This is a genomic window from Fodinibius roseus, from assembly GCF_900129315.1.
Lineage (GTDB): Bacteria > Bacteroidota > Rhodothermia > Balneolales > Balneolaceae > Fodinibius > Fodinibius roseus.
In genome coordinates this window covers 1-15,481 of the sequence record NZ_FQUS01000022.1, presented here as the reverse complement: position 1 = coordinate 15,481, position 15,481 = coordinate 1, and the positions used below count along the sequence as shown (strand labels likewise).

Genomic DNA, 15,481 nt, shown 5'->3' with positions numbered 1-15,481 from the left:
CGATATTTGTATGATCCTACTCATTGTTATACCCATTTTTTCATTGTTAATTAAAGTATTCTTGGTGAATCTGTCTCGGAAATGAAGAGAAATATCACAGGCTAATTTCCACCCCTGCCGAATAGGTTTTCCCGATAGGATAAAGTTGCGTATTAGTAGCAGGTCTTGCACTCACACCATTGGGATTCGAATAACTTACATGTGCACCGACTTCTTCAGGATCCAAGTATTCCGTCAAGCCTCCAAAAGTCCAGGTGAACAGATTTTCACCACTAAAAAAGATTCTTACCCTTTTGAGATTGGCTTTCTGTGTCACGCCCGGCGGAAGAGTGTAGCCCACCGTTAGATTTTTAATTCTCAGATAACCTATATTTGTTAAATAATGGTCATTAAGGTTATACGACATGCGGCCTGAACTCAGAGCATTATACGCTCTCTGTCTTTGAGGATAAATTCTATCGGGATCATTCGGATGTTCCGGATTCCACACCTTATCCAGTATATCTTTTCTGATAAATGATACATACGGCCTGTGAAAAGTAGCCCAGTACAATGGACCTGACGGGTACCAGTGTTGTTTTGCCACGCCCTGCCCCATAACAGAGAGATCAAATTGTTTCCAGTTGGCGTTGATTTTAAAGCCAAAGGGAAACTGTGGCATCGCGTTTCCGATTCGTTCCAGATCTCCATGGTCTTCCAAGGTATTATTTCCATTGTTAATCTGACCATCTCCATCAACATCAACATATTTGAGATCCCCCCCCTTTAGGTAATTCCAATCTGTGTTTGATCCGTAATCAAGTATTCCCCTGTATACCTCAACCAAATTATCTCTGCCGAATTCATTTTGAAATGCTGCCGCTTCTTCATCTGAGCGAAACTGGTCGTCTATGCGATAACCCCAAATCTCACCAAGCTCCTGCCCTTCCCAAAAGGTACTCAATAACCCGTTCGGATTATCAAATTTCGTGATTACGCCCTTATTATTCGATACATTGGCCTGTATGTTAAAAGAAAGCGCAGAACCCATTAGGTTAAACTGGTCACTATAACCAACGGTTACTTCAAGCCCCCTGTTTCGCATGGACGCATAGTTTCTGCGAGGCTCCGATGCGCCAAATACAGCGGGAAGGGGTCTGCCGGGCAGATACATGTCGCTCGTATTACGTTCGTACAGCTCAACAGAAGCCGTTAACTTATCTTCAAGAAATCCGATGTCAGCGCCTATGTTCGTAGAAGTAATTTTTTCCCAGGCAATATTTGCCGGGAGTGGTGCCGGCGCCCTGGCATAATTAACTTCTGCCCCATCAACCAACCATGAGGTTCTGCCCATCCCTATCAGTTGTCTGAAGGTATTTACCCCCACGTTTTGATTCCCCAGCTTCCCGTATGAAGCCTTTAACTTTAATGAGGAAATGACATCTTCCAAAGAAGAAGACCAAAAGTTTTCACTGTCTACTTGCCAGCCTACTCCTACTGACGGGAACAATCCCCACCGGTTATCCTCCGGGAAACGAGAGGAACCATCATACCGTGTATTGATTTCCAATAAATATTTTCCGTCATAATCATAGTTAAAACGTCCAAAATAGCCTTGGACAGCCCATTCCAGGGTAGAACCATCCATATCTAGCATTTCAGTGCCAAATGCAAGGTTCCCCTTACCCCTTGTGAGCAAGTCTTCGATCCTGGCTCCTATTCTGTCACGATCAAATACTTCCTGATTAAAACCAAGCATTAACTTGACATTATGCTTGCCTGCCAGATTTTCGGTATAGGTACCATAAATGTTCAATGCTTTATAATAATCCTTCCAGCGATACTCATTGTGACGATTAAGACCCGCGTCCTCTACCAACTCGAGTTCATTACCTGACAGATAAGCAAAAGGGGTGTACGAAAAGGTACGGTCCGTCCTGTCAATGCTGTAGCTATAGTCCATATTAAGCGCTAATCCTTCAATCGGATTTACTTCGGCTTTTAGGGTATTCGTCTGTTTTTCATACTGCCATTGGCGATGTGCCGCCCCCTCTTTTAAAGCCCCCAAACGGCCGACATAGCCATTTCTGGTTCGTCCCACACTTACCCCATAACCATCTATGAAAGCCGGATAATTGGGAAAAAGATCACGCCATTTACTAACCCCGAGAGTTCCGCCCCAACCGTTTTTGGTCCCGGCATACTGTTCATCATACCTGCTGCTGAACTTGCTGACAGCAGATAGTTCCAACCAATCATAGGGGCTGGCACTCAGGTTGAGCTGCAGATTATATCGCTTCATCTCTGCATCCTGAATGTTTTGAATTTTTTTCCTTTCGTAAATCCTCCCTGATACAAACCCGGTTAATTTATCAGATCCCCCGGAGACAGAAATATTATGCATCTTATGGGGACGCCGGTTCTTAAACAGGATGTCATAATAATCATTGTTTTCATAGAATTTATAGGTCCCATCCGGCTGCTCTTCATAAAAAGGTTCTCTTTCGCCCTTAGCTACTTGCTCCGCAATCTCATAATCTTCTTCATCATAGCATACATAACAACCACTGTGGTAGTTACCAATTGCACCATCCGCCCACCGGGCATAGGTAGCGGGATTAGTCACAAAATCTGTACGAGCAGTATTTGTTGTAAAACCAATATTATTGGTATACTCGACAATAAACTCTCCCTCTCTGCCTGATTTCGTGGTTATCAAAACAACTCCAAAGGAACCCCGCGCACCATAAATAGCCGCAGCTTGAGCATCTTTTAAAACGGTTACACTTTCAATATCATTGGGATTAACATTCGCAAGATCTTCCTCTATTCCATCAACCAAAACCAGGGGCGATCCCCCGTTAATCGAGTTAAAACCACGTATATTAATCTCAGGAGTATCGGACGGATCACCACCGGACGACGCTCTGATATTTAATCCCGGTACGGCTCCCTGCAAAGAACTCGCTATATCAGCAGAGGGACGAGCTGATATATCCTCAATACTCGCTTTGCTAACCGACCCGACAAGATTTTCCTCTCTTTGGGTGCCATATCCGACCACAACCATTTCTTCACCGGTAATAGCCTCTGGCTGCATTTCGATATTAATTTCGGTGCGCCCATTTACAGGCACTTCGTTCGTTTGGTACCCAATAAATGTTACTATCAACGTGTCCTGAAGGCTTGCGACCGTAAGTTCGAATTTCCCCTCAGCATCAGTGGACGTTCCCGTCGTAGTGCCTTTGACCAGGATATTAACTCCGGGCAGAGGATCGCCATTTTCTGCATCGGTTAACACACCACTTACACTCTGACCCAACGATTGAGAAATGATTCCACCAACGAACAGTAGAATTAAGCTTAGAATTCGCATCATGTTATCCCTTTTCACCATATTAATTGTTATCTGTAGGTATAGTTGTATAGACAACTATACACCATTTTAATAAAAAAATAATTGCTTTGCAAATTGCGCTGAAAAATTGCAGCAATAATGTTTTTTTAAATAATAAATTATTGCATGTACAGGTGACCATGGGAAGACCCTCTCCGGACCATTCCGCAACCTGAAATCATGATCTTCTCACCGGACAGGATAACTCACTGCTACATAATATATACTGGATTATCCCATCCTCATCAGAAGAGTCGAGAAGATGTTTATCTCGTGTTAAGAACAGATTAACTCGAAATAAACCGTTTATTAACAATTAGTATGAGAAGGGTGTGAAACCGTGTGGTGATCTCAAACGCATCTTATGCTAAAACCTACCAGCTTTCCACATGTCATCTGGGGGAAAAATTCTGAGCCAGCCGAAAAGACGAAAGCGTTAACCTGTCTTTATAAAGACAGAAGCAGGTAAAGTCCCGCCGCCACAAGTCCGCCGACAATGGGGGCCGCTACAGGAACCCAGGAATAGGACCAGTCGCTGCTTCCCTTGTTGGAAATAGGCAGCAGCGCGTGCATGATGCGAGGCCCCAGATCGCGGGCCGGGTTGATAGCGTAGCCTGTGGGTCCGCCCAGCGACAGGCCGATGCCCAGGACCAGCAGTCCGACCGGGAGCGCGGAAAGCGCACCCAGGCCAAAGCCCACATCTTGTCCGTCAATAGTTATCGTTTCGAGCAGCTCACCGTTTGCACCTATAAATCCGGGGGATACCAAATACAACACGCCAAACACGAGCAGTAACGTACCGATGGTTTCCGTCATAAAGTTGGAAGAATAGTTTCTGATATTGGGAATGGTACTGTGGCAGGCTAAAATAAGCGTTTCATCCGTCGTTTTACGAAAATGGTCCCTGTAAGAAAGCCAGACCAGAAAAGCCCCTATGGCTCCCCCCACTATTTGTGCCATGATATAACCCGGCACGAGGGACCATTCAAATAATCCGGCAGCCGCGAGACCCACGGTTACCGCCGGATTAATATGGGCGCCGCTAAACTGTCCCATCGTATAGACGGCGACGAATACGGCGATCCCCCATCCCCAGGTAATAACGATCCATCCGCTGTCATGACCTTTTGTGTTGTTCAACAAGACATTGGCTACCACCCCATTACCCAACAGAATAAGTATTGCGGTGCCAATGATTTCTGCAATAAATGGTGACATCTATTTTCCCCACAAGATTTATTAACGGTTATTTTTCTAAAAAGAACAGGCCTTTACAATAAGTTGCCGTCCGACCGCCTCCTTAACGGGCAGGCGGCGGGTAGAATCAGAAAACAGGCAGCTGATGGCAAAAGCAGCTGTCTGGCGGGATATTTGCAAGAAGCCTTTGCAAAACCGTTCTTTTGGCCCTGCTCGACGTTACCGGCCGGTTGAATTCCTCACCCTCACATGCGGGCGATATGCTGTGACTGCCCCCCCCCGCTGACCTTGACCTTGAACAACATTCCTGGTTTTTCAAAGGCTTCTGTAAGTAAATTATGAAAGAACTTGAGGCAGAATTTTTCACCTAATCCCTGCTCCCGCCTTATTTATGATATCTGATACGATTTCGCAAGTTTTTTATACGCCGCAATTTGATTGTTAACCCAGTGGTCGTCACGACCTGCCTCTTCAGCCATCAGCCGGGCCACCTCCGGGGCCATCTCGACACTGGCTTTTGCATCCAGAAAAAGTGCCCGGCTGCGCCGGGAGTTAAAATCCTCCACGGTCATGGCCATCTCATTCCGGGCCGCCCACACCACTTCGGCTTTGATATAAGGAAGCCGCTCATGAAGCGGTTCCCCCAGTTCCGGGTTGTTGCCAACCAGTTCTTTTATTTCCGATCGGTCACTGCCGTAATGGGACAGCGGATCCTCCTTATCGATAATCTTATCCCACCCGTGGATCCTAAGCGTTTCGGTCACGCACCGCTGGTCCTCCAGGTCCCCCACCAAAGACGCCCGGTCCACCACATCCTCCGCCATCTTGCGATAGGTCGTCCATTTGCCCCCGGCAATAGTAACCAGTCCGGATGATGATACCATAAGGGTATGGTCGCGCGAAATTTCCGAGGTCTCTTCATTATCACCATTTTTGACGAGAGGACGCAGTCCGGCAAAGACGCTCCGTATATCCGACCGCGAAGGCTTCTCCGACAGGTATTCAGCGGCATGCGAAAGGATAAAATCAATCTCTTCCTCCATAGCTTCCGGTTCAGCGGTAATATCATCGACCGGGGTGTCGGTCGTACCGACCATCACTTTGCCGTGCCAGGGCAGGGCAAATAAAATGCGGTCATCGCTTGTTTTGGGAATCATTATCGCCGTTTCTCCGGGCAGAAAGTGCTTGTCAAGAACGATATGTACCCCCTGGCTGGGTTCGATGACGGGTGTCGACTCCGCCTGATCCATCTTCAGAATAGTATCGGTAAACACTCCCGTAGCATTGATAACAGCCCGCCCTTCGATCTCAAACTCTTCTCCACTAAGCATGTCCCGCGCTGTCACCCCGCTCACCTTCCGGGAGGATTTCAACAGGCCGGTCACTTTCATATAGTTAATGGGTACACCGCCATGTTCTGCACTGGTCTTGGCAAGATTTACGGCCAGTCTTGAATCGTCAAACTGCCCGTCATGGTATATGATACTGCCCCGCAGTCCCTCTGACCGGAGCGTCGATACTTTTTCCAGCGTTGTTCGGGCGGACAAATGCCTTGACGGTCCAAGGCCGAGTTCACCGGAGAGGATATCATATATTCTCAGGCCCAGCCAGTAATAGAGGCCCCGCCACCAGCTGTAATAGGGCACCACAAATGATTGGTTGTGGACCAGGTGGGGGGCGTTTTGTATCAGCAGTCCCCGCTCTTTAAGCGCTTCCAGTACCAGCGGCACGTCTCCCTGCTCCAGGTAACGAACGCCGCCGTGCACAAGCTTGGTCGACCGGCTGGAGGTTCCCTTGGCGAAATCATCCATCTCCAGAAGCAGCGTTTTATAACCCCGGGAGGCGGCATCCACGGCTGTTCCCAGTCCTGTTGCCCCGCCCCCGATGATAATAAGATCCCATACAGCGGTCTCGTTTTTGACCGCCTGAATCATTTCTGAGCGTTTCATCAAACCTTGCTTCTACTCCTTATACATATATTTTAACCTATTTCTCCGACCAGTGAATAGCCGCATCCAGGGCCTTGTTCCAGCCCGCCCTTAGTTGTTGGACCTGATCCGCTGATTGTTCCGGGGTAAACGTTTTATCTTCCTGCCACTGGTTATTGATCTCCTCATGATCTTTCCAGTATCCCACAGCCAGTCCCGCCAGGTAAGCAGCGCCGAGTGCGGTGGTCTCCAGGGTTTTGGGACGTATGACCGGTACCTGCAGCAAATCCGACTGAAACTGCATGAGCAAATCATTCGCTGTAGCCCCGCCGTCTACCCGCAATTCTTTAATCTCTATACCTGAATCCGCTTCCATGGCCGTTATGACATCCATAGTCTGGTATGCAATACTTTCCAGCGCAGCCCGTGCGATATGTCCCGCATTGGCGCCGCGTGTCAAGCCCACCATCGTGCCCCGGGCATGCTGGTTCCAGTGAGGCGCTCCCAGGCCTGAAAACGCCGGTACCAGATACACCCCGTTGTTATCTTTAACCGAAGCGGCCAGTCCCTCTACTTCTGAGGCTTCCCGTATGATGCCAAGCTCATCGCGCAGCCATTGGACCACAGCCCCGGCTATAAAAATGCTCCCCTCCAGGGCATACTCCACATGGTCATCGATCTCCCAGGCGATGGTCGTCAGCAGGTTGTTTTCGGAAACAATGGGTTTCTCTCCGGTATTCATCACCATAAAACAACCCGTACCATAGGTATTCTTGACCATGCCCGGTGTTATGCACCGTTGGCCGAAAAGAGCCGCCTGCTGATCGCCGGCTATACCGGCGATGGGAATATCCTCGGCGAGAATTTTCGTCTCCCCGTATACTTCACTGGATGATTTTACTTCCGGCAGCAAGCTTTCGGGGATATCCAGCAGGTCCAGAATTTCCCGGTCCCATTCTCCCTCGTGAATATTATACAACATGGTTCTGGAGGCATTGGTGGCATCGGTAACGTGCGTTTCACCACGGGTGAAGTTCCATATCAGCCACGAATCAATCGTACCAAAAGCGAGCTCTCCATTTTCGGCCCGCCGGCGGACCCCCTCCACGTTATCAAGAATCCATTTTATTTTGGTGGCGGAAAAGTAAGCATCTATAATCAGGCCCGTTTTTTCACGGATATTTTCTACCAGTCCCTCCCGCTCCTTTAACTCGTCACAAAAATCCGAGGTTCGCCGATCCTGCCATACAATCGCATTGTAAACAGGCTGACCTGTCTTGCGATCCCACAGCAAGGTCGTCTCCCGCTGGTTCGTGATACCGATGGCCGCGATATCCTCTGCATGAAGCCCAGCTTCAGTAATGGCCTCGGATGCGACCGATGACTGGGTCGACCATATCCTCGCCCCGTCATGTTCCACCCATCCGGCTTTGGGATAGATCTGCCGAAACTCCTTTTGCGCTATGGACTTGGTGGTTCCCTGCTTGTCAAATACAATAGCCCGTGAACTTGTTGTGCCCTGATCGACCGCCAAAATATACTTATCCGCCATAGTATGTTCACTGTGTATTATTTTTTGTATAGATGTCTATACAAGTTTAGTTAAACAACATCATTATGTCAAATCGTTTTTCAGTTGATTTCAATAAAAAAAAGATCACTTACCTCCCTGCCCGACTAAATACAAATCAGGATCACCAGCTCTGATCCCGGAGCTCAAGCGGCAATCCATGGTTGTCATGGCTGTTTTCATAGGGCTTGGTGGTCGTTGTAAAATTAATGCGATCACTCCGGTACAGATCTTCCGAATACTGAAAATAGTTTCCCTCTTTTGTTTTAATCAGCCGTTTCATAAGCAGCAGGGGAGCACCAGTGTCAACATTCAGGAGGTCGGCCTCTTCTTTTTCTGCGTTGACAGCCGTAATCCTTTGCCTTGCTTCACCCAGCCGGGTATCTGTGTATTTATACAACAATTCATATATGGAATTGGCTTCAAGATCCATTTCATAAATGGGCTGAAACAAATCATAAACAAAATAGGACTGCTCGATAATTAACGGTTCCTCATTGCCGTATCTGATCCGAACGATACGCACCATCCGGGTTTCGTCTTCCAGGTCCATGAGTCCTTTTAAATCCAGGGGAGCATCCACCACTTCCCGCTCAATAACTTTTGCCGAGGGTTCAATATCGTGTTTCACCATCAGTTCCGTAAACCCCATAAGCTTGTCTGAATCCTGTTCTATAGTCGGACTTGTGACAAAGGTTCCCTTCCCCTGCTCGCGCACGATATATCCCTGTTGAATCAACAATTTTACTGCTTCGCGAATGGTGCCACGACTGACGTCATACTTTTCCACAAGCTCTGTGTCACTATAAAATCGATCGAATTCCTCGAATTTTCCACTTCTGATTTGCTTCAGTAATTTTTTATAAATTTGATAATATTTCGGTATGGGTTGCGTGATCTCTTCCATTTATGGTTGTAGATATTTATTGCTTGGTATATAAGTGATTAAAGGAAACGCATGCCATTCTAAACAACAAATGAACAGGTGAGCTCAATCACTAAATGAATTATATTTTAATATAAAGACGAAAAGATATAATATTCAGAAACTTAGAAGAAGTTGCAAGTTTCAGCCTGCATAGCTTTTAAGCCGGATTATTCACCAAAATAATTTGGATGCAGACAAGGCGAAGTTGACCCGCCGTAGTGCCTTATGCGGTCCTGCCGTAAATCCACTTCCTCAGCTGTCATATCAAGGGTCCCACAACTGCAGCCGTGTAAACGAATGTTAAGCCAAAGGTATCTGATCCGCCGGTCGATACCTGTTCATCTGTCATGCGGTTGAAAAGCTTTAATAAAAAGACCCCCGGCATTAAACCGGGGGCCCGATTCCGAAGACGGTAACCGGGTCTGCCCAAGGGGAAAAGACAGATTACCGGTTAGTCGCCTCCGGGTTATGAATAAAGTCGCGTTAGCAAAGCCTTTGTTGCCCCTGAAAATTTATATCGTGTGATACCTTGCATGTTCTTTCTTTTTTTTCTGTCTGCATTGCAATTTATATCTGCTACTGCTGCTGTACCGGAAGCGGTTCTGTTTCAAAATCGCTTCCGTTAACCCAACCGGCATCGCTTTTCTCCAGGTCCCCCTCCATATAACGGTGATAAAAATTATAATTGGCCTGATTCATATACCGGTACGCGTCAAAGACGTACCCACGCCCCAGTACCCGGGGATCTTCTTGCTCTTTCAGTTTTGCATAAAGTTCCTCTTTCAGCTGCTTTTTTTCCTCCGTATATGCGGGATCTTCGGCAAGGTTATGCAAACAATCGGGATCCTCGGCAATATGGTACAACTCCTCGCCGGGACGTTTACCGAAATTCCATGCCCAGTAGTGGTATTGTCCCGGCGCCGTTCGCCTGTCCAGGACAGCGGTTTTTGTCGGACTCCCATCCGTATTGAGATAACCGGTTTCAGGATTGCCGACCGGCCAGCGGTCCGGCTTAAAATTTTTAAGGTAGAGCATATCCCCTTTAATAATACCACGAACCGGGTACCCCCAATCGTAGGGGCGGCCCACATCGTGCCGCTCTTTCCCCACCAAAACATGGTCCCGATCCGGATTAACAACCCCCTCCCGGTCAGAATACAAAATATCAGTCAGGCTGCGTCCCACTGTCGCATGCATACCCGTTTCTTCCCAGTCCAATCCCGCCAGCTCGATAAACGTAGGGGCAAAGTCGGCAAAGCTGACAAAATCATCTACTTTTCGACCGGCATTGACGATCCTCTCCGGCCACATGAGCGCCAGCGGCATGTGGGCCGAGTACTCGTACGACTGCCCCTTGATACGTGGAAACGGCATACCGTTATCGGCTGTTACCACCACGAGCGTATTACCCAGTTCCCCGCGCTCTGCAAGCAGATCGAGCATTTGCCCCAAGTGCTCATCAAAATGCTCAATCTCAAAAGCATAATCAAGCAGATCGGTCCGTATAGTGTCGTTATCCGGGAAAAAACCGGGCATTTCATCTATCTGATCCAGGGACTTCCCGCCCTTGTTGAGGCCGGACTGCCATTCATACCCGCGGTGGGGCTCATATCCGCCGTACCAGAACACAAAAGGTTCGCCGGCGGATTTCTCTTTTAAAAATGCTTCAAAATTTGCCGCATAATCGTTGCCGGATATGCCGCCGGCGGGCGGGGTCTCCAGCTGGTGCTCGTTGAAAGGACGGCCGGCCAGATGGCGCGGTGCCCCTTCTTCATTGTTGGCAATGCCCGGCGCCCATCCCTTGCCCGTACTCCCTACAAAGTACCCGTGCTCGGCAAGTACTTCGGTATACACCTTGAATTTCTGCGGAAAATCAGGCCAGTGATTGGCCGCTTCTTCCAGCTGCCATGAATTTCGTCCCGTCAGAATGATAGACCGGGAGGGAGCGCACTTCGGGTTGGGGACATAAGCGCGGGTGAACAGGATGCCCTGCTCCGCCACCCGGTCGAAGGCAGGGGTATCGACCCAATCCGCCCCGTAGGCCCCCATGTGGGGGTAGGAGGCGTCATCAGCAATAGCAAACAATATATTGGGTTTATCGGTCGACTGCTGTCCCACTGCCACCAGGCACTGCAGCAGGAGCAGCACGGTCGCGATACATCCGATTGCAATATGATTCTTATTTTTCGTCAACCAGTCTAACACGGTGTGCACATCTTTGTATTCAGGTTGTCTCTTCCAAATTATATTTTTTGGATGACCACAAGGCGTTTTACTCGTTGTTAAAAAACGCCGTATAGCCGTTCCTGCGGCCAATCTCTGCAGGTACGAGAATTTAAAAACCCCACCTTTGCCTTCTATGCTGAGGTTTTGAATTCGCTCAGGGTTTGATTTCAATTAAAATACCTGCTTTTTCAAAAACCCTCTGTTAAAAACACGTTCCTATTCTAAAATCTTCAGGGCATTATCGCGGTAGATTTTCTGTAAAGCTTCATCGCTTAAATCCAGTCCGTACATGGGCCAGCGATAGCCCACCAGGTCCGTGATATAAAAATGCTCGTCCCGGGTTTCAAGGACTCTGAACGTCATCCGGAACATTTCCAGGGTCGTTGTATTGTTTCCGTACGGTTTATCCGGATCATCCGGGAAGGTCTCAAACCCGTAATCCGTGCCGTAGACGATACGATCCTGATATTTCTCAAAGAAATCTGCTGTGGTTCGCGGAATCGTGGAAAACTCGGCAAACCGCGCCGATATATCCGCATACAAATTCGGGTGCTTCTCAAAAAGACCGGCCAGCAGGCTGAAGTCATTGCTGGTATTGGCCAGGTGCGCGGCCACAAACGTCGTATTGGGGTGACGCTCGAGCGTATTATCCAGAATTTCAATCATCCCGTCGTGACCTACGATCTGGTCCTGGTTTTTCACCTGCCAGGTGTGTGCTCTCATCAGTCCGTCATTGGTCGAGTCCATCGGCTCATACATCCAGATCGGCTCGGCCACATGCAGGTTTACCGGGATTTCCAGGCTGGCCGCCTCTTCAAAGATGGCATCCATGCGGGGGTCGTCGGGATGCATGCCCGGTCCCGGCGCACCGCCCATCCCGGCCCCTTTATCATGCATTTCCCCAAGTCCCGAGCACCCGGCCTCCACATCTCTTCTCAACTGATCCACGGCCTTTTGACTCCACCCGTCTTCCTCAAACCCCTCGTAGTCAATACCACAATACACTTCAAACCGGTCGGGATATTTCGAATAAAGGCTGTGTATTTCCTTAAACTCATCCCCCGTCGCCTTGGTCAGGATCAATGATTTTTCGATACCCGCCGCATCCATGATCTCCACGCGCTTATCCACTTCTTCCTCCGTTTTGGCATAGGCGTGGGCATGCAGGTCTATAACCGGATACTTTGCTTGCTCGATATCGGTATTCCCCGCCTTGTGGATCGACTCGGGCATCCAGTCTCTCAATTTAATGTCCGCAATGTCATCATTCGACTCTGTTTGTGCGGTCGCATCGGGCTGCGTACAACTGCTTACAAGAAGCGATAGCAGGCCGGCCATAAGCGTAAATACTGGTACTGTTCTATTCATAGTGAAACTTCTTTCATATTTTCGTTAAATTAAGATTGGAATAAAGAAATCATCCAATGACAAAATTCGATTAACCCGGATTATTCACCGGGAAACCTGACTGCGGACAAGACCAAATAGTTTAAGTCGGCCCATCCGGTTATATGATTTTAGTGGTGCCTCCCTCCCGGAGTTCAATATCCATTCTCCGTTCATTGGTCTTCCAGGCGCCCCCCGTGAAATCGGGGACATCAAGAGTTTCTGATTTGTTGGCTACCGAACGCTCACTCAGCGGTATGACCGCACTCCACTGGGCGGCATCGTAGACATCCATTTCCAGCGGCAGGCCGTTGCGGAGACAATCGATCATCCGCCAGTCCATCAGGGTATCCATTCCACCATGTCCCCCCACTTCTTGGGCCAGCTCTCCAACTCTTTTAGTGATTTCCGGAGTATACTTCTCTTCCAGCTCACCGAACTCTTCATCCGAAAGCCAGTCCTCATGTCCGGTAGCAATTTTGGCGGGCAGCGGCCATTTCCTTGCAATGCCCCTGGTACCGCTCAACAGGTGAATCCGGGAATAGGGACGCGGAGAGGTCACGTCATGCTGCAACATGATCGTGCGTCCCCGGTGAGTACGGATCGTGCTGGTATTCATATTGCCCCGGTAGTCCCAGTGCGTATACTGCTCCCAGAAGTCATCTTCTTCAGCCAGCTCTTCAGCTTTTTCACGCATCATAAAATCATCACTCGACATAGAGACCATATAATCCATCTGGTCCCCGCAGTTGATGTCCATGGCCTGGGCGATGGGACCCAGGCCGTGCATGGGATACAGGTTCCCGTTTCTGTTCAAGTTCTCATGCAGACGCCACATGTTGCTATAATTGTCCTTTGAGAAATTATGGTTGATCAACTGGTGAATGTAAGCCCCCTCGCCGTGCATAATCTCTCCAAAAAAACCGTCCCGTACCATATTGAGCGTAACCATTTCAAAAAAGTCGTAACACGCATTTTCCAGCATCATGCAGTGCCGGCGGGTCTTTTCCGAGGTCTCCACCAGCTCCCAGCACTGCTCAATGGTTTGTGCGGCCGGTATTTCGGTCGCTGCATGTTTTTCATGCTTCATGGCAAAAACCGCCATAGGCGTATGCCACTCCCACGGCGTACAAATATAAATCAGGTCGATATCGTTGCGGTCGCACACCTTTTTCCATTCCTCTTCATCGCCCCAGTATCCCTCCGGGTTGTGATCGGTATCCGAAATGGAGTCTATAGCTTCCTCCACCCGTTCCTGTTCCAAATCGGAGATGGCTTTGATATCCACTCCTTCGATGCGCGAAAGTCTTCTGACCGCTCCCGAACCCCGGTTGCCGACGCCGATAATCCCCACCCCCACGGTCTCCAGCGGCGGGGCAGCGTATCCGCGCATGTTAAATCGCTGGGGCTGCGTTTTTTTATATGGATTTCCTTTCTCATCCTGCGACATCCAGTTTGATAGTACGCCCGTTCCTGAGAAACCAGCTAATCCGAGAAATTTTAAAAATTCTTTTCTTCCAAAATTATGACTCATGATCACTTAATTATCTAAAAATTGAAATTGTTTGTTCATACCGGTTTTCACTTTCTTTTGCCATTCCGGATTATAAAGAGCTTCCAAATGACTGCCTTTCTCCTCACCGGGAGGGATAAACTCATCTCCCCGGCGTTTATGACCACTCATTTCAGTCGAAAGTGGGTAAAAGATGTTTAAGTTCTTCCACTGATACTTGTCGGCCGTACTGGGACAGTTCGAATGATTCGGCATATCGAATATCTTGCCCGGTTTCCGACCCATAGAGCTCTATAATCCGGTCTCGGTACGTATCCGCCTGGTTTTCAAATCGTTGCTTGATTTCATCGATACGCATTTCCATACGCTTGTCTTCATCATCCGGGACCTCCTCGCGTGTGCCCCAGGTCCACGACTGTTTATCGGAAAACTGCGAGGGCATTTGTGCGATCGCCTTCCATTTCTTCTCCGCCACGTCATCTATCCCTACCACAACATCCGGTTGAAAGGGATAAGGTTTCTCAAAGCCGTCATGGTAATAGAGCACGACGGGATTTCGGGCAAGATGGGGCGTATCCGGGGTAAAATACTTGGCCATTACAAGCACCGTGGCATCATCAATCAGTACTCCGCCGTAGCGATGATCGGGATGATAATCATACCGGCGGTGAACCATTACGATATCGGCCTGCCAATCGCGGATGAGCCTGGCCACTTTTTTCCGGTTTTCGAGCGTCGGCATCAGCTCACCGTCATGGATATCCATAACTTCCGTAGAAATACCCAGCACCTCTGCGGCCTCCTCTACTTCTTCCATGCGTCTCAGCGCAAGCTCTCCACCTGACATTCCGAAGTGGCCGATATCTCCATTAGTCATAGAAACACATTTGAAAGCATGTCCCTCTTCCGCCCAGAGCGCGGCAACGCCGCCGGAGTTCAATTCACAATCATCCGGGTGGGCCCCAAAGGCAATAATCCGAAGTTTTTCGTCATCAGAGGCTTGTCCCCATGAATCACCGGGCATTGCACAAACCAGCAAAGCTCCGATAACAGGTAGTAAAAAGAGGCGATTAATTGAGCTCATAAGCAATAATTAGTATTTATTTACAAAAAAATCGACCTGAAATTTTACCAAATCCTGGCCTATGCACTTTTCTGTTTCAACATATTTTTTAAAAGATCTTTTTAATTTTCAGGGAAGATATCTCTTTTCTCAATTACGCTTATCATCCCCCAGCGCTTCCATTTTAAACTGCTCTATATCGGGGACGGTGTGCTCGCGCTCCATGATGGTCCGGATGCTGTCGACCACCTCCGGGTGCTCGCCGGCTACGTCGCGCTGCTCCCGGATATCCTC

The 15,481-nt window shown here is 48.6% G+C and carries 10 protein-coding genes; all 10 read right to left on the bottom strand.

Annotated elements, in window-relative coordinates:
- Positions 1–94 precede the first annotated feature (94 nt).
- The gene (locus tag BUB16_RS16805) at positions 95–3,358 is read right to left on the bottom strand and encodes a SusC/RagA family TonB-linked outer membrane protein (RefSeq protein ID WP_170864447.1); all 3,264 of its coding nucleotides are present in this window, start codon (positions 3,356–3,358) and stop codon (positions 95–97) included.
- Positions 3,359–3,823: 465 nt separating this feature from the next.
- Positions 3,824–4,594, bottom strand: a complete 771-nt coding sequence (locus BUB16_RS16800) for an MIP/aquaporin family protein (protein ID WP_073067222.1) — start codon at positions 4,592–4,594, stop codon at positions 3,824–3,826.
- Positions 4,595–4,962: 368 nt separating this feature from the next.
- A complete protein-coding gene (locus BUB16_RS16795) occupies positions 4,963–6,522 on the bottom strand; it encodes a glycerol-3-phosphate dehydrogenase/oxidase (RefSeq protein WP_073067220.1) in 1,560 nt (519 codons plus the stop codon).
- Positions 6,523–6,559: 37 nt separating this feature from the next.
- Entirely contained in the window at positions 6,560–8,053 is a 1,494-nt protein-coding gene (gene glpK / locus BUB16_RS16790) for a glycerol kinase GlpK (protein ID WP_073067218.1), read from the bottom strand.
- Positions 8,054–8,195: 142 nt separating this feature from the next.
- Positions 8,196–8,978: a GntR family transcriptional regulator gene (locus BUB16_RS16785; protein ID WP_073067215.1), complete on the bottom strand. Its 783-nt coding sequence runs from the start codon at positions 8,976–8,978 to the stop codon at positions 8,196–8,198.
- A gap of 597 nt (positions 8,979–9,575) precedes the next feature.
- Positions 9,576–11,213 (bottom strand): sulfatase family protein, encoded by a 1,638-nt coding sequence (locus BUB16_RS16780; protein ID WP_211483218.1) that lies wholly within the window; start codon positions 11,211–11,213, stop codon positions 9,576–9,578.
- Positions 11,214–11,441: 228 nt separating this feature from the next.
- Positions 11,442–12,593, bottom strand: a complete 1,152-nt coding sequence (locus BUB16_RS16775) for an amidohydrolase family protein (RefSeq protein ID WP_073067213.1) — start codon at positions 12,591–12,593, stop codon at positions 11,442–11,444.
- Between the two features lie 139 nt (positions 12,594–12,732).
- The gene (locus tag BUB16_RS16770; protein WP_073067211.1) at positions 12,733–14,145 is read right to left on the bottom strand and encodes a Gfo/Idh/MocA family protein; all 1,413 of its coding nucleotides are present in this window, start codon (positions 14,143–14,145) and stop codon (positions 12,733–12,735) included.
- Positions 14,146–14,151: 6 nt separating this feature from the next.
- Positions 14,152–14,295, bottom strand: a complete 144-nt coding sequence (locus tag BUB16_RS21640) for a hypothetical protein (protein ID WP_170864446.1) — start codon at positions 14,293–14,295, stop codon at positions 14,152–14,154.
- A gap of 1 nt (position 14,296) precedes the next feature.
- A complete protein-coding gene (locus tag BUB16_RS16765; protein WP_073067209.1) occupies positions 14,297–15,208 on the bottom strand; it encodes a PIG-L deacetylase family protein in 912 nt (303 codons plus the stop codon).
- Between the last annotated feature and the right edge of the window lie 273 nt (positions 15,209–15,481).

Coding starts and splice junctions, on each gene's coding strand:
- BUB16_RS16805 (WP_170864447.1), bottom strand. CDS start 3,358: ATGATGCGAATTCTAAGCTTAATTCTACTGTTCGTTGGTGGAATCATT.
- BUB16_RS16800 (WP_073067222.1), bottom strand. CDS start 4,594: ATGTCACCATTTATTGCAGAAATCATTGGCACCGCAATACTTATTCTG.
- BUB16_RS16795 (WP_073067220.1), bottom strand. CDS start 6,522: ATGAAACGCTCAGAAATGATTCAGGCGGTCAAAAACGAGACCGCTGTA.
- glpK (WP_073067218.1), bottom strand. CDS start 8,053: ATGGCGGATAAGTATATTTTGGCGGTCGATCAGGGCACAACAAGTTCA.
- BUB16_RS16785 (WP_073067215.1), bottom strand. CDS start 8,978: ATGGAAGAGATCACGCAACCCATACCGAAATATTATCAAATTTATAAA.
- BUB16_RS16775 (WP_073067213.1), bottom strand. CDS start 12,593: ATGAATAGAACAGTACCAGTATTTACGCTTATGGCCGGCCTGCTATCG.
- BUB16_RS16770 (WP_073067211.1), bottom strand. CDS start 14,145: ATGAGTCATAATTTTGGAAGAAAAGAATTTTTAAAATTTCTCGGATTA.
- BUB16_RS21640 (WP_170864446.1), bottom strand. CDS start 14,295: ATGAGTGGTCATAAACGCCGGGGAGATGAGTTTATCCCTCCCGGTGAG.
- BUB16_RS16765 (WP_073067209.1), bottom strand. CDS start 15,208: ATGAGCTCAATTAATCGCCTCTTTTTACTACCTGTTATCGGAGCTTTG.